Origin of the sequence: Dactylosporangium sp. NBC_01737 (assembly GCF_035963215.1) — a bacterium.
Lineage (GTDB): Bacteria > Actinomycetota > Actinomycetes > Mycobacteriales > Micromonosporaceae > Dactylosporangium.
Window position 1 is genome coordinate 3,646,092 of the sequence record NZ_CP109153.1, and the last position, 13,893, is coordinate 3,659,984.

Annotated in this window: 15 protein-coding genes; all 15 read right to left on the reverse strand. The window is 72.4% G+C overall.

What is annotated here, in order from left to right; translation table 11 throughout:
* Positions 1-73 precede the first annotated feature (73 nt).
* The 15 genes from OHA72_RS16420 to fliE all read right to left on the reverse strand — a co-directional run bounded on the left by OHA72_RS16420 (position 74) and on the right by fliE (position 13,844).
* On the reverse strand, positions 74-526 hold the full coding sequence (locus OHA72_RS16420) for a flagellar basal body-associated FliL family protein (protein ID WP_327008683.1): 453 nt from the start codon (positions 524-526) through the stop codon (positions 74-76).
* Positions 527-538: 12 nt separating this feature from the next.
* A complete protein-coding gene (locus OHA72_RS16425) occupies positions 539-1,459 on the reverse strand; it encodes an OmpA/MotB family protein (RefSeq protein ID WP_327008684.1) in 921 nt (306 codons plus the stop codon).
* Between the two features lie 79 nt (positions 1,460-1,538).
* Positions 1,539-2,312: a flagellar motor protein gene (locus OHA72_RS16430; protein ID WP_327008685.1), complete on the reverse strand. Its 774-nt coding sequence runs from the start codon at positions 2,310-2,312 to the stop codon at positions 1,539-1,541.
* A 3-nt stretch (positions 2,313-2,315) separates the two neighbouring features.
* Positions 2,316-2,600, reverse strand: coding sequence for a flagellar FlbD family protein (locus OHA72_RS16435; RefSeq protein WP_327008686.1), 285 nt, complete (start codon positions 2,598-2,600; stop codon positions 2,316-2,318).
* A 253-nt stretch (positions 2,601-2,853) separates the two neighbouring features.
* Positions 2,854-4,077: a flagellar hook protein FlgE gene (locus OHA72_RS16440; RefSeq protein WP_327008687.1), complete on the reverse strand. Its 1,224-nt coding sequence runs from the start codon at positions 4,075-4,077 to the stop codon at positions 2,854-2,856.
* A gap of 15 nt (positions 4,078-4,092) precedes the next feature.
* The gene (locus OHA72_RS16445; protein ID WP_327008688.1) at positions 4,093-4,518 is read right to left on the reverse strand and encodes a flagellar hook capping FlgD N-terminal domain-containing protein; all 426 of its coding nucleotides are present in this window, start codon (positions 4,516-4,518) and stop codon (positions 4,093-4,095) included.
* 95 nt (positions 4,519-4,613) lie between these two features.
* Positions 4,614-6,854 (reverse strand): flagellar hook-length control protein FliK, encoded by a 2,241-nt coding sequence (locus OHA72_RS16450; RefSeq protein WP_327008689.1) that lies wholly within the window; start codon positions 6,852-6,854, stop codon positions 4,614-4,616.
* Complete coding sequence (locus tag OHA72_RS16455; protein ID WP_327008690.1) at positions 6,812-7,333, reverse strand: hypothetical protein; 522 nt, start codon at positions 7,331-7,333, stop codon at positions 6,812-6,814. The genes OHA72_RS16450 and OHA72_RS16455 overlap by 43 nt, the downstream gene beginning before the upstream one ends.
* Positions 7,330-8,298 carry a transglycosylase SLT domain-containing protein gene (locus tag OHA72_RS16460; protein WP_327008691.1) on the reverse strand — a complete coding sequence of 323 codons (969 nt, stop codon included), beginning with the start codon at positions 8,296-8,298 and terminating at the stop codon, positions 7,330-7,332. The genes OHA72_RS16455 and OHA72_RS16460 overlap by 4 nt, the downstream gene beginning before the upstream one ends.
* Positions 8,299-8,380: 82 nt before the next feature.
* Positions 8,381-8,815: a flagellar FliJ family protein gene (locus OHA72_RS16465; RefSeq protein ID WP_327008692.1), complete on the reverse strand. Its 435-nt coding sequence runs from the start codon at positions 8,813-8,815 to the stop codon at positions 8,381-8,383.
* Positions 8,815-10,122, reverse strand: a complete 1,308-nt coding sequence (locus tag OHA72_RS16470; protein WP_327008693.1) for a FliI/YscN family ATPase — start codon at positions 10,120-10,122, stop codon at positions 8,815-8,817. The genes OHA72_RS16465 and OHA72_RS16470 overlap by 1 nt, the downstream gene beginning before the upstream one ends.
* A complete protein-coding gene (locus OHA72_RS16475; protein WP_327008694.1) occupies positions 10,119-10,919 on the reverse strand; it encodes a FliH/SctL family protein in 801 nt (266 codons plus the stop codon). The genes OHA72_RS16470 and OHA72_RS16475 overlap by 4 nt, the downstream gene beginning before the upstream one ends.
* Positions 10,903-11,913: a flagellar motor switch protein FliG gene (fliG, locus tag OHA72_RS16480; protein ID WP_327008695.1), complete on the reverse strand. Its 1,011-nt coding sequence runs from the start codon at positions 11,911-11,913 to the stop codon at positions 10,903-10,905. Before fliG ends, OHA72_RS16475 begins: the two co-directional genes overlap by 17 nt.
* Before the next feature lie 6 nt (positions 11,914-11,919).
* A complete protein-coding gene (fliF, locus tag OHA72_RS16485) occupies positions 11,920-13,536 on the reverse strand; it encodes a flagellar basal-body MS-ring/collar protein FliF (RefSeq protein ID WP_327008696.1) in 1,617 nt (538 codons plus the stop codon).
* Positions 13,536-13,844 carry a flagellar hook-basal body complex protein FliE gene (gene fliE, locus OHA72_RS16490; RefSeq protein WP_327008697.1) on the reverse strand — a complete coding sequence of 103 codons (309 nt, stop codon included), beginning with the start codon at positions 13,842-13,844 and terminating at the stop codon, positions 13,536-13,538. The genes fliF and fliE overlap by 1 nt, the downstream gene beginning before the upstream one ends.
* Positions 13,845-13,893 lie beyond the last annotated feature (49 nt).

Below are 13,893 nucleotides of genomic sequence, written 5' to 3' on the forward strand. Positions count from 1 at the left end.
TGCAGCTTGACGGAAAACGGCCGAAACGGACCTGGAGGTTTCCTTGAAAACCCCCAGATCCGCCGGTTCGGGCCTACTGGATCACGAACGACGTGAAGTACACGTCCATGATCTCTTTCTCCTTCTCGACCGTGTACGCCTTCTCGATCTTCTCCTTGAGCTCGGTCTTCAGGCGCTCCCGCTCCGCGTTGGACATCAGCTCCGCCATCTCGCGGTTGCTGTACAGGTCGATCGCGATGTCCAGCGCCTTGCTGCCGTCCGGCACCTCGGCGGCCGCCGCGGTCGCCTGCAGCGACAGCTTCAGCTTCAGGTAGTGCCCGTCGGCCAGGTTGATCGTGATCGCGTCCAGCGGGACCACCACGCCCGGCTCGGGCTCCGGCTCGGCGGTCGCGGAGGACGGCTTGAGCATGAGGTAGCCGCCCGCGCCGCCGCCCAGCAGCACCACCGCGATCGCGATGATCATGATGAGCTTCTTCTTGCCCTTCTTCGGAGTCTCTTCGGTCTCCGGCTTCCCGTCCTTCGCCATCTCCTCCGCTCCTCACTCGCTCGGGGCGGCCGAGGGCAGCAGCGCCCGGGTGTCGGCCGGAAGGGACGACAGCACGATGATCTCCACCCGCCGGTTGAGCGACGCCGCTCGCGGGTCGTCCGCCGGGTACAGCGGCTTGGTGTCGGCGAAGCCGGAGGCCATCAGGCGGTTCTCCGGGATGCCGGCGTTGCCGTGCAGGAAGCGCACCACGGTCGAGGCGCGGGCGGTGGACAGCTCCCAGCCGCTGGGGTAGCTGCCGGTCGTGCCGGCGAGCTGGTTGGTGTGCCCGTCGACCTCGATCTTGTTCGGCAGGCCGGCGATCGCCGGGCCGATGCCGGCCATGATCTCCCGGCCGGTGGACAGCAGCTGCGCCTCGCCGCCGTCGAACACGATCGCGCTGGTGACGACGGTGACGACCAGGCCGCGCTCGTCGATGGTGAACTTCACCGAGTCGGCGAGCCCCTGCTTCTTCAGGCTCTCCTCGATCTTGGCCTTGATCTTCTCGAAGTTCTCGACCTCCTGCTGCGCGGCCTTCTGCTTCGCCGACGCCGACGCCCGCTCCTTCGCCGCCACGGCCTCCTGGATCGCCGTCGCGTCACTGGTGGTGCCGCCGATGCCCGAGGACATGTCCATCGGGGAGTCGCTGTCGGAGGACTCCATCAGGGTCGACTCGCCGCCGTCGAACGCCACCGACGGGGAGCCGAAGCCGACCGCCAGACCGTTCTTGAGCTCCGCGAACTTCTTCTGGTCGACCTGGCTGATCGCGAACAGCACGATGAAGAGCACCATCAGCAGCGTCATCATGTCGGCGTAGCTGACCAGCCAGCGCTCGTGGTTCTCGTGCTCCTCCTCCTGCGCCCCGTGCTTCTTGCCGTGGCCTTTCGCGTGCGCGCCCTTCGTACCGCCCTTTGCCGCGTGCCCACCTCCGCTCACGCCGCCGACTCGCTTCGCTCGCCGGCGACGCGAGGCTCCGGGGCGCGCTGCAACATGATTCGTTCGCTCCGCTCACTCATCAGGCGGCCTCCTTCTTGTCATTGGCGCTGCCCGGCGGCAGCAGGCTCCGGAGCTTCTGTGCGACCAGGCGGGGGTTGGCCCCAGCCTGGATGTTGATGATGCCGGCGATCACGAGCTCCATCTGTGCGCATTCGAGCTCGGACAGCCGTTTCAACTTGGCTCCCATCGGCAGCCACATGACGTTTGCTGAGAGAACTCCCCACAGCGTCGCCACGAAGGCGCCGGCGATGAGGTGACCGAGCTTGTCCGGCTCGCTGAGGTTCTCCAGGACGTGGATCAGGCCGATGACGGTGCCGATGATGCCGATCGTCGGCGCGTACCCGCCCATGCCCGTGAAGATCGTCGCGGCCTGCTTGTCGGCCTTGCGTTTCGCGTCGACCTCGGCCTCCAGGATCGCCGCGAGCTCCTCGGAGTCGGTGCCGTCGATGGCGAGTTGCAGGCCCTTCTTGAGGAACGGGTCCTGCACCTCCTTCATCGCGTCCTCCAGGGCCAGCAGCCCCTCGCGCCGGGCCTTCTCGGCGAGCTTCACGATGTCGTCGACCAGCGCGTCGGCGGTGCCGACGTTGCCCAGCAGCACCCGCTTGAACGAGTCGACCAGCGCGACGGTGTCCTTCAGCATGCCGCCGGCCATGGCCGCGCCGAGCGTGCCGAAGAAGACCAGGATCAGCGGCGGTACCAGGAAGATGGAGCCCGGGCTGCCGCCTTCAAGGATCATCGAGGCGAAGATCGCGATGAAGGCCAGCACGATGCCGATGATGGTTGCCGGATCCATGTGTTAGCGCTCCCGACGGTGCAGATGGACGACGTTGGTCTCCTTGACCCGTTCGCGGGCGTCGTCGGCGCGCTCGGCCGAGGTCTGCCCGACGAGCTGCTGCGCGTCGACGACGACCTGCGCCCGGTACTGGCGGATCAGCGCCACCAGCTCCGGCAACGACTCGGCGATCAGGTACTTGGTGCCGTCGACCAACGTGACGACGGTGTCGGGGGTGCAGTCGGCCCGCTCGACCAGGTCGGGGTTGAGTGCGAACACCGGGCCGTTGAGTCTGGTCAGCAGGATCATCGACGCGCTCCCGTCCTTGGTGGTAATGGGCCAGGCCCCCTCCGTGGTGCCTTCGGAGTTCACATCGGACCGATCGGCCGACAGGTGAGGAGTTGACGGTTGCCGGGCAGGTGCACGACAAAGGCCCGCCACGAGTGGCGGGCCTTTTGCGGTGCAACGTCCGGTTCCTGGCCGCCCCACCGCTTCGCGGCGGGTCCCGCCGGGGGGTCCCACCCCGGACCCCCCATGCTCGCTCCGCTCCCACTCAAGCCTGTTACCGCTTCAGGTTCACCAGCTCCTGCAGCACTTCGTCCGACGTGCTGATCACCTTCGAGTTCGCCTGGAAGCCGCGCTGCGCCACGATCAGGTTCGTGAACTCCTGCGCGAGGTCGACGTTGGACATCTCCACCGCACCGCTCTGCAACGTGCCGAGACCCACCGTCCCGGCCACGCCGACCTGGGCCAGACCCGAGTTCACCGTGAAGCGGTACAGCGAGTCGCCGACCTTCTCCAACCCCGGCGGGTTGTTGAAGTTGGCCAGGGCCAGCTGCGCCACGGTCTGCTTGTTGCCGTTGGAGAACACGCCGACCAGCTGACCGTCGGGGTTGATGCTGAACGACTGCAGCGTCGCCGCCGGCGAGCCGTTCTGGCTCAGCGGGCTCACCGTGGTGTTGCCGGTGTACTCCGTCAGGCCGGCCAGGTCGACCTCGACGCCGACGCCGTCGTTGTCCGGGTCGTACAGCAACCCGATCTTCGTGTCGCCGTTCGCGTCGGTGTACGTCGGTGCGCTGACCTGCCCGTTGGGCAGGAACGTCAGGGGCGTCGACGCCGATGGCGTGCTGCCGTCGCTGACGACCACCTCCCACCCGCCGGCGGTCAGCGTGAACGTCGACGTCAGCGTGACCACGTTGCCCTGCACGTCGTAGGTCTTGATCGCGCGCGGGATCGTCGTGTTCAGCGGCGCGTCCGCCGGCAGGTTCCCGGCCAGGACCATGTTGCGGGTGGCGTTCGGCGCGATCAGCGTGCCCATCGGCAGCCGGATGTCACCGATCGGCGCGTTGGTGTTGACCTCGCCGTTGACCGCCGGCCAGCCCTGCACCGCGGCGCCGGTCGGGGTGACCAGCTTGCCCTCGGCGTCGAAGTTGAACGCACCCGCCCGCGTGTACAGCTGCTCGTCGACGGAGTTGACGACGAAGAACCCGTCACCGGAGATCATCACGTCGGTCGCCCGGCCCGTCGTCTGCGCGGACCCCTGCACGAAACTGGTGTTGATCGCGCCGAGCCGCACGCCCAGGCCGACCTGCGCCGGGTTCGTGCCGCCCTGCCCCTGCTGCGGGGCGCCGGCGGCCCGCATCATCTGGCTCAGCGTGTCCTCGAACACCACCTGCGACGACTTGAACCCCACGGTGTTGACGTTGGCGATGTTGTTGCTGGTGACATCCATCATCTGCTGGTGCGCCCGCAGACCGCTGATGCCGGAGAAGAGTGAGCGGAGCATAGGGGAGGGGTCCTTTCAGGATGCCGGGCCGCGGACTTCCTTGACCGCACTGAGCGCGACATCCTTGTCGCCGACCCGCAGGGTGGGGCTGGTGCCTGAGAACGCCGCCGCGGTCACCACGCCGGACTGCTCCTTGCCGTCCTGGTCCGTGTACGCGACGGTCTTGCCGATCAGGTTGCTGGCGCCGAGCTGCAGCTGGGCGGTGAGCAGGCTCTGCTGCGCCGCCACCAGGTCCGACAGCTTCTCGACCGTGGTGAACTGCGCCGTCTGCGCCAGGAACTCCGAGTTGTCCATCGGCTTCATCGGGTCCTGGTACTTCAGCTGCGCCACGAGCAGCTTCAGGAACGCGTCCTTGCCCAGGTCACCGCCGGGCTTCGCGGGCGTCTCCTGTTTCGTGCCGTCGGTCTTGCCGACGTCGGCCGGCGCGTTCGTCCTGGGCACGTAGTCGCTGACGTTGCCAGGGACCGGCTTCGGGACGTAGTCGCCGACGCTGCCGCTGACCGGTGCCGTCGGGCTGGTGATGGCGGAACCCCCTCCTAGATGCGCACGTCGACCAAGACGTCCGGGGCGTCCGGATCGCGGGCCGGTTCCGTCGCCCGCGGTTCGGGTGCCTGCTGTTGAGATCGACCCTGCGACTGCCAACCTGAGAACTGTTGCGATTGGTTGCCCGGCCGGTCCCGGTCCTGGTGCAGATCCAGCGTGCACTGGCCGAACCCGGCGTCGCGCAGGTCCTGCCGCAGGTCCGGCAGCGCCGCCTGCAGCGCGACCCGGGCGGCCTCGCTGCCCGCCGCCAGCTGCACGGCGATCGCCCCGTCACGCACCTCGGCGACGATGCTGACCGGCCCGAGGTCGCCGGGGCTGAGCTGGATCGTCATCCGGTGCACCCCGTCTGGTCCCTTCCGCAGCGGCGTCAGCACCATCGCCACCTGCGTCGCCACGGGCGGCTGTGCCACCGGCGCCTGGCCGGGGGTTGCTGTCGCCGCCACCGCTGACGTCAGTGGTGTCTGCTGCGGGGGTACGGCCACCGCCGCCCCCTGGTCCGCACCGACGGCCTGCTCGATCTGCGTAGCGGTGCGAGGCTGCCGCCCACCGTCGTGCCCGCCGCGGCCCTGGGCGTCACCGGCCAGGGCGCTCTGCGCGGCCTGCTGCGCGGCGAACTGCGGCACGCCGGTGACCTCGCCCGGGCACTCGGCGGCGACCGGTGCCCCGGTGCCGCTCTCCGCGTCCGCCGGCGCGCCCGCGCCGGTGCCGGTGCCGGTCTGGACGGTGGTGGCCTGGACCGCTGCCTGCATCGCTGTCTGCGCTGCGGTCTGTTCGGCGGTTTGTGCGGCGGTCTGTGCGGTGGCGGCCTGGCCGGCGCCCGGCGGTGCGGAGCCGGGCTGGGGGAGCGGCTGCGGGGCCGCGCCGGCGGTCGCTTCGGCGCCGGTGGCGGCGGCCGGTGCTGCGGCCTGCGCACCGGCGCCGGTGCCGGCCTGGGTGCCCGCTTGCGCCCCGGCCTGGGTGCCCGCTTGCGCCCCGACCTGCGCCGCCTGCGCGGCGGCCTGGGCGGCCGCTTGCGCACTGGCTTGGGTACTCGCCGATGCAGCGGCTTGGACGCCCGCCTGTGCGCCGAGTTCGAGCGCGGCAGGTGCGGCCCGGTCGGCCGAGGCGGCGGCGTGCGCGGCTTCGGCGGCGGTCCATGTGGCGTCGGCGGGTCCGGTTCCTGTGGCGCCGGCAGCGGCCCGCGCGGGGTTGCCGGTGGCCTGCGTGACGCTCGCTGCGGCCTGTGCGGCGGTCGCGGCGCCAGGTGCCTTCTGCGCGGCCACGGTCCGCCCGGCCACTGTCTGTGCGGCCACGGTTTGTGCGGCGCCGGTCTGCGTGGTGCCGGTCTGCGCGGCGCCGGTCTGTGCGGTGCCGGTCTGTGCGGTGCCGGTCTGTGCGGGCGTGGCTGCGGCGGTGGTCTGTGCGGCGGCCGTCTCTGCGGTTTGCGCGGGCGGGGTGGCGGTCGGGGGAGCGTTCAGGGCGTTCGGGATGCCGCTGCGGGCCGCCTGGGTCGCGCCGGTGGTCTGTGCGGCGGCGGGGCCGGTCCCGGCGTGACCGGCACCTGCGAACTGCTGCCCGGCCGTCGGCGTCGCGGTGGCCCCGATGTCCGCCGTCGCGGCCGGTGTCGCGGCGACCTGGCCGGCGGGGAGTGCCGTGAGCTGTGCGCTGACCGGCTGGGCGGCGCCGGGTACCGCACCGGCCGGAGCGGTCCGCACCTCGCCGGCCTGGTCCGTTCCGGTCGACGCCGCGCTGGCTGGCATCCCGGTCGGCGCCGTGCCGACTCTGGTCAGCGCTCCGCCGGCGCCCGCCACGGTCGGCGCTGTGCCGGCCCCCAATACGGTCGAGGCCGTGTCGGCCCCCAACACGGTCGAGGCCGTGCCGGCTCCCACCACGGTCGGCGCCACGCCGGCCGCCACCACGGTCGAGGCCGCGGTGGGCGGCATGCCGGTCGATGCCGCAACGGCCGACGTCCAGGTCGGCGCCGCAGCGGCCGGCTTCCAGGTCGACGTTGTGGTGGCCGGTGCTCCGCCGGCCGTTCCGGATCCGGGGGTGACGAGAGCCGTGCCGGGCGCCGGGTTGCCGGTCCAGGCGGCCAGTACCTGCGGCGGACCGGCCGGGCCCGGCGTCACAGCCGGGTGCCCGGCCAGGGCACCGGTCTGCGGCGCGGCCTGGAGCGCCGCCGCCGGGGCCTGGGCGGCGTCGGCGGGCACGGTCACCGCGGTGACCTCCTGCCGTGCCGCCGCGGCGGCGAGCATCGTTTCGAGGGGGCTGCGCTCGGCGGGCCGCGCCGCGGCGGCCGGTCGTCCGGGTGCCGGGTCCGGTCGTTCGCCGGACCCGCGATCCACGGCGGCCGGGCGTGCCACGTCCCGGGGCGCACGGCGGGGCGGTCACGGCGGTCGGGTTCGGGACGCCGTACCACCGCGTCGTGCTGCTGATGCACGGCCACGCCGGACGCCACGGGGTTCGGGTCGGGGGTCCGGGGGCGCTCGTCGCGGGCCCGGCGGTCCCGCACCGGGAACCGCTGCTCCGGCTCGCGGTCCTGATCCCGGGAGCGGTCGGGCCGGCGGTCGGGAGCGTGGTCGCGGGCGCCCTGGGTCGGCGCGCCCAGCGAGGCGCGGCCGTGGGTCGCCGCGGCGAGGGCGGCGGTGAAGGCGTCGGAGGGACCGGTGGCCGAGGGCGTGTCCGAGGACCGGGCGGCACCGGCGCCCTTCAGGGCGTCGAGCGGGGCGGTCATGCGAACCCTCTTCCCGCGAGCTGTTCCATGGCGGCCTTCACCTTCGGCACGTACGCCTGGGTCTGCACGAACGGTGGGATGCCGCCGTAGCGGCTGACGGCACCGCCGCCGGCGTTGTAGGCGGCGATGGCCAGGTCGAGCGAGCCGAACCGTTCCAGGTTCGACGACAGCATCCGGGCGGCGCCGTCGACGGCCTGGGCCGGGTCGAGGGCGTCGACGCCGAGACCGCTGGCTGTCGCCGGCATCAGCTGCATGAGTCCCTGCGCGCCGGCGCCGCTGACGGCGGCCGGGTTGTAGCCGGACTCGACCTTCGCGACCGCGGCGAGGAGCGCGGGCGCGAGGCCGTACTTCGCGCCGGCCCGCTGGAACAGGTCCGCGTACGGCACGCCGGTCAGCGACGCGGGTCGCAGTGCCGCCGCCGCGACCATGGACCGGGCCTCGGCCGCGGTGGATGCGGTGGTGGGCGGGTCGAGGGAGGTCGTGGGCACGATCCGGCGGATGGCGGCCGGCGTCTCGTACACCTGCTGGATCTTCACCACGTCGCCGGCGTGCGGGGCGGCGATCATGCGGTTGTCGCCGAGGTAGAGGCCGACGTGGTAGACGGGGCTGCCGAATGCGAGCAGGTCACCGGCGCGCGCGTGGGCCAGGTCCGGCACCGCGGTGCCCTCGCGGGCCTGGTCCTTCGCGACCCGTGGCAGCTTGACGCCGAGGTCGGCGTAGACGCGCTGGACGAGACCCGAGCAGTCCAGGCCGCTCTCCGGGTTCGTGCCGCCGAACACGTACGGCGTGCCGAGGTACTTCCTGGCCGCGTCCACGACGGTGGCGCCGGTGACCGCCCGGGAACTGTCCATCGTGGACCGCAGGGTCGCCGCGAACGCGTCGCCGCCGCCGGTCGTGACGGGCACGCCCAGCCCGATCCGGCTGCGGATCTCGGCGACCCGCGCCTGCGCCTCATGTACCGTCATGCCGTCACCTCCGCTTCGCTGCGGTGCCGGCCTGACCGACCGCGCCCCTGATGCCCGGCTCCTCCGCTGCGCTGCGGCCTGGTCATGCGTCCCCCCGGCGGTTGAAGGCGGCGGCCGTGGTCAGGTCGTCGACGGCCTTGGCCTCGATCGCGGCCGCCGTCTGCTTGCGGGTCAGGTCGTGGCGCTCCTGGAGCTTCTCGATGGTGCGGCGCTGCACGGCCGCGTCGGTGAGGTCGTCGAGCCGGTCCTGGACGGTCTCGTCGGCCAGGGCCGCCGCGCCGATCGCGGCGGACAGAGCGCCCGCGATCGCCTGGCGGGCCATGAGGGTCGCGGCGAACGCCGCCGACGACGCCCCGTCCGGGACCCGGCGCCCGTCCAGGTCGCGTTCGCGGGCGTGGACCGTGCCGTGCGCCGACGTGGCGTCGCTGCGGGCCCGCACGACGGCCGCCCTCGCCGCGTCCTCCTGTGCCTTGCGGGCCCGCAGGACCGCGCCGAGCCGGAAACCGTTCTTCGCCATCAGGACCTCACCAGCGCATCCAGCATCGACCACGCCAGCGGAGCCGGGGTGGTGTCGTCCATGTCCTGCCGCAGGAAGTCGTTGATCTGCGGCCACAGCGCCCGGGCGCGGTCGGCGTCCGGGTTGGTGCCGCTCACGTACGCACCGATCTCGACGAGCTCGCGCACGTCGCGGTGCGCGGCGAGCATCCGCCGCAGGGCGGTGGCGTCGGCGCGCTGGTCGCGGGTGGTGACGGCGTTCGTGACCCTGGACACCGACTCCAGCACGTCGATGCTGGGGAAGTGCCCGGAGGTGGCGAGCCGCCGGTCGAGGGTGATGTGCCCGTCGAGGATCGAACGGGCCGTGTCGGCGATCGGCTCGTTGTGGTCGTCGCCCTCGACGAGCACCGTGTACAGGCCGGTGATCGAGCCGATGGGCGCCGGGCCGGCCCGCTCCAGCAGGCGGGGCAGCAGCGCGAACACGCTCGGCGGGTAGCCACGGGTCGCGGGCGGCTCGCCGGCGGACAGCCCGACCTCCCGCTGCGCCATGGCGGTGCGGGTGAGGCTGTCCATCAGCAGCAGCACGTCCCGGCCGCCGTCGCGGAAGTACTCGGCGATCCGCGTCGCGACGAACCCGGCCCGCAACCGCACCAGGGGCGGCTGGTCCGACGTCGCGATCACCACAACGGACCGAGCGAGCCCCTCGGGCCCGAGGTCGTTCTCGATGAACTCCCGCACCTCGCGCCCGCGCTCGCCGACCAGCCCGATCACGGAGATCTCGGCGTCGGTACCCCTGGTGATCATCGACATGAGGCTGCTCTTGCCGACGCCGGAGCCGGCGAAGATGCCGATGCGCTGCCCCCGGCCGCACGGCACGAGCGTGTCCAGCGCACGCACACCCAGCGACAGCGGCTCCTGGACGCGGCCGCGGGCGAGCGCGTCGGGCGCGTCGTGCTCGACCGTCACCCGTTCCAGCCCGGTGAGCGGCGGCCCGCCGTCCATCGGGCGGCCCAGGCCGTCGAGGATGCGGCCGCGCAGCTGCGGGCCGACGGCGATGCGCAGCGGGGAACCTGTGCTGCGGACGGGACTGCCGCTGCCGATGCCGGTGAGCGCGCCCAGCGGCAGGCAGGCGAGCCGGTCGCCGTCGATGGACACGACCTCCGCCGGTACCGGCGAGGAAGGGTCGCCGGTCTCGACGAGGTCACCGACGCGGCCTTCGACCCCGGCGACGGTGATCGACAGGCCGACGATCGCACTGACCCGGCCGGTGACGCGCGGGTTGGCGGCCTGGCGGGCGGCGGCGATGCGCTGCTGGAGCGACGACGTCACTGTTCGAGCACCTCCCGCACCCGGTCGAGTGCCGGCCCCAGCCGGGCGTCGACCGTCGTGGCGTCGCACAGCGCGAGGGCGTCACCCGGTCCGAGGCCCGGGTCGTCCACGAGGGACACCGTGCGGCCGTCCATGACCAGTTCCGTCCGTCCTATCGTCAGCCGGTCCGCCGGGTTGAGCCGGACCGTCACCGGACTTCCCGACGGGACGAGCGCGAGCGCCCTGGCCAGGGCCTCCCGGCCGGGTTCGGCGGCGGTGCGCAGCTCCCGGCCGAGGACCGCCTCGGCGATCGCGAACGCCGTCGCCACGATCTGGTCCTCGATGTCCTGCGCTGCCGGCACCGCCCGGCGCTCCAGCTCACCGGCGGCGGCGCCGATCGCCCGCAGGGCCCGCTCGACGCGGGCATGGTGCAGCTCGGCGACCTCGGCGGCCTCGGCGGCGACCCGGGCGGCCGCCTCCTCGGCGCCCCGCTGCGCCTCCCGCCGGCCCTGCGCCCATCCGGAGGCGTAGCCGGCGGCCTCCGCCTCGGCACGGACCTGCGCGACGAGCTCGGGCGGGAACGCCTCCCGCTCGCGCAGGTCGACGTCGAACCGGGCCGGTGGTGCGGCGCCCGCACGGTCGTCGGTGAGGACGTTCTCGCCGTACCGGACGGTGGCCGGCACGTCCGGCGGCGGGAACGCCCGGGTCGCCGGGGTCGGTGGCGGCGGAGGCGGCGGCGGGAACGCCGGTCGTGGCGTGCCCTGCCGCTTCGGCGGCGGGGGAGGGAACGCGAGGGGGTACTCAGCCGACGAACTCATCGTCGTCCCCTCGGCGGATGGTGATCTGACCCGACTCCTCCAACGTGCGGATCGCCTGGACGATCTTCGCCTGGGACTCCTCGACCGTGCGCAGGCGGACCGGGCCGAGCATCTCGATCTCGTCGGCGAGGTTCTCCGCGGCGCGTTCGGAGAGGTTCCGCATGACCTTCTGGCGGACCTCCTCCCGGACGCCCTTCAGCGCGGTGGCGAGGTCGTTGGTCTCGACCTGGCGCAGCACGAGCTGGATGGACCGGTCGTCGAGGGACACGATGTCCTCGAACATGAACATCTTCGAGCGGATCTCCTCCGCCAGTTCCGGGTTGCGCCCCGCGAGCCCTTCGAGGATCAGCCGCTCCGTGGCCCTGTCCGTCCGGTTGATGATCTCGACGAGCGGCTCGAGCCCGCCGACGGCGGACAGGTCGCTGGGCTGCAGCACCGAGGACATCTTGCGTTCCAGGGTCGCCTCGACCTTGCGGATGATGTCGGGCGACGTGCGGTCCATGACGGCGATGCGGTGCGCGACGTCCGCCTGCAGCTCCGGCGCGAGCCCGCCGAGGATCTGCGACGCCTGCGTGGCCGTCATGTGCGCCAGGACCAGCGCGATCGTCTGCGGATGCTCGTCCTGCAGGAACGACAGCAGCTGCCGCGGATCGGCCTGACCGAGGAAGCCGAACGGCACGTCCATGAAGACCGTGTTGAGCCGGCCGACGATCTCCCCGGCCCGCTCCCGCCCGAGCGACGCCTCCAGCAGGTCCCGCGCGAAGTCCAGGCCGCCCTGACCGACGTACCGGTGCCCCGTCGCCATGTCGTGGAACTCCTCGAGCACCACGTCGGCGACGTCACCCTCGACCTGCCCCAGCCGCATGATCTCCGCGGTGAGCTCCTCGACCTCCGCCTCCCGCAGATGCGACATGATCTTCGCCGCGTCCTCCTTGCCCATCTGCACGAGCAGGATGGCCGCCTTGCGCAGCCCCGACAGCTCCCCCGTGCTCATGCCGGCTCAGCCGCGGCGGTCGGCGAGCCAGCCGCGGAGCAGCTGGGCCACCTCGTCGGGCTGCTTCTCGACCATCTGGGTGATGTCGCGGAAGCGGCCGTCGCGGTCGAACTCCTCGTCCGGGCCGCCGGCGCCCTCCAGGGCGTGGGCGCCGCCGACGCCGCCCTGGCCCTCCAGGGCGAGCTTCGCGCGGGCGGCCTCGATGGCTGCCTGCATCTCCTCCAGGGCGGCGTTCTGCTGGTCGGTGAGCTTCTGCTTGTCGGCCTTGCGCCGGCGGCGGCCGGAGATCGCCGCGACGATCAGCAGGATCAGCAGCGCCAGGATGATCAGGCCCATCTGGACGTACTTCTGCTGCAGCTGGCTCTGCTCGGCCTTCGCCGCCTCCTTGGCGGCGTTCTGCTCCGCCTCGGCCTTGGTGGTGTCGAACGCCATCGAGCTGACCGCGATCTGGTCGCCGCGGGTCGCGTCGAGGCCGACGGCGGAGGAGACCAGCTGCTGCAGCTGCGCCTCGTCGATCTTCGCGACGCCGCTGTCGACGATGACGGCGACGGCGAGCTTCCTCACCGCGCCGGGGGCCGACTTCTTCGTCTCGGTGACCATGCCGACGGCGTTGTTGCGGGTCTCGGTGGACTGCTGGTACGTGCCGTCGCCGCCGGCGCCCGTGCCGTTGGGCACCTGGATGTTGTCGGGGCCGAGGACGCCGCCGACGGGGGTGCCGTTGCCGCCCGTGTACTGCTCGGAGGTCTTCGACTCCGACAGCGGCGGGACGGCGGGGTCCGCGACGTACCTCTGCGTCTTGGTCTCGGTGGCGGCGAAGTCGAGGTCGGCGGTCACCTGCACGACGGAGTGCCCGGGCCCGACGACGGTGTCGAGCATGTGCTGCAGCGCGGTGTTGAGCCGCTGCTCGTAGGCCGACGTCTGCCCGGACTGCCCGTCGGGGGAGGACCCGGCGCCGTCGCCGGAGCTGGACAGGACCTTGCCGTTGGCGCCGACCACGGTGACCGCGGCCGGCTCGAGCCCTTCGACGCTGGAGGACACCAGGTGCACGATCGAGGTGACCGCGCCGCCGGGCAGGGTCCTGGTCCCGGTGTCGACGAGCACCGACGCGGTCGGCGCCCGCTGGTCGTCGGTGAAGACGTCCTTCTGCGGGATCGCCAGGTGCACGGTTGCCTTGTTGACGCCGTTGATCGCCTCGATCGTCTTGCCGAGCTCGCCCTCCAGGGCCCTGCGGTAGGTGACCTGCTGCATGAACTCGCTGGTCATGATGCCCTGCTTGTCGAGCAGCGCGTAGCCCGCGTCGCCGGAGGCGGGCAGGCCGGCGCCGCTCATCGAGATGCGCAGGTTGTACACCTGGTCGCTGGGCACGTTGATGGTGCTGCCGCCGTCGGACAGGCTGTAGGTGACGCCGTCGGCGTTGAGCTTGTCGACGATCGCGCTCGCGTCGCTGGCCGCCAGGTCGGAGAACAGCGGGGCCATGGCCGGCTTACCGGCCCAGGTCGCGAAGAAGTAGCCGCCGATCGCGAGGGCCAGCACGGCGAAGACGGTGACCGCCCTCTGCCCCGGGGTGAACGCTGCCCAGCCGTCCTTGCCCCGCCGCATGAGGGCGGTGAGCCGGTCCCGCATCAGGCCTGCATCCTCATGATCTCGTTGAAGGATTCGAGGGCCTTGTTCCGCACGGCGACGGTGAGGCTGGTGGCGAGGCTCGCCTCGGTCGCGGCGATCATGTAGTCGTGCACGTCGGTGAGGCGGCCCGTGGCGGCCTGCACGGCGAGGTCGTCGGCGGTCTGCTGGACCTGCTGGAGCCGCTGGAGGCCCTGCGCGACCATGGCACCGAAGTCGGCGCCGGAGGACGACGGCCCGGTCACGTCGGACGTGGTGATCGGGGCGATGGCGGGCAGGGCGCTGACCGCCCCGACAGCGGAGACGGTCATGCCGTCACCTCCGCTACGCTCCGGCGCCGGCCTGACCCAACACTGCGCC

Excerpts from the sequence above, each read along its gene's own strand:
- OHA72_RS16420 (WP_327008683.1), bottom strand. The coding sequence starts at position 526 with ATGGCGAAGGACGGGAAGCCGGAGACCGAAGAGACTCCGAAGAAGGGC.
- OHA72_RS16430 (WP_327008685.1), bottom strand. The coding sequence starts at position 2,312 with ATGGATCCGGCAACCATCATCGGCATCGTGCTGGCCTTCATCGCGATC.
- OHA72_RS16435 (WP_327008686.1), bottom strand. The coding sequence starts at position 2,600 with ATGATCCTGCTGACCAGACTCAACGGCCCGGTGTTCGCACTCAACCCC.
- OHA72_RS16440 (WP_327008687.1), bottom strand. The coding sequence starts at position 4,077 with ATGCTCCGCTCACTCTTCTCCGGCATCAGCGGTCTGCGGGCGCACCAG.
- OHA72_RS16450 (WP_327008689.1), bottom strand. The coding sequence starts at position 6,854 with ATGCTCGCCGCCGCGGCGGCACGGCAGGAGGTCACCGCGGTGACCGTG.
- OHA72_RS16455 (WP_327008690.1), bottom strand. The coding sequence starts at position 7,333 with ATGACCGCCCCGCTCGACGCCCTGAAGGGCGCCGGTGCCGCCCGGTCC.
- OHA72_RS16460 (WP_327008691.1), bottom strand. The coding sequence starts at position 8,298 with ATGACGGTACATGAGGCGCAGGCGCGGGTCGCCGAGATCCGCAGCCGG.
- OHA72_RS16465 (WP_327008692.1), bottom strand. The coding sequence starts at position 8,815 with ATGGCGAAGAACGGTTTCCGGCTCGGCGCGGTCCTGCGGGCCCGCAAG.
- OHA72_RS16475 (WP_327008694.1), bottom strand. The coding sequence starts at position 10,919 with ATGAGTTCGTCGGCTGAGTACCCCCTCGCGTTCCCTCCCCCGCCGCCG.
- fliG (WP_327008695.1), bottom strand. The coding sequence starts at position 11,913 with ATGAGCACGGGGGAGCTGTCGGGGCTGCGCAAGGCGGCCATCCTGCTC.
- fliF (WP_327008696.1), bottom strand. The coding sequence starts at position 13,536 with ATGCGGGACCGGCTCACCGCCCTCATGCGGCGGGGCAAGGACGGCTGG.
- fliE (WP_327008697.1), bottom strand. The coding sequence starts at position 13,844 with ATGACCGTCTCCGCTGTCGGGGCGGTCAGCGCCCTGCCCGCCATCGCC.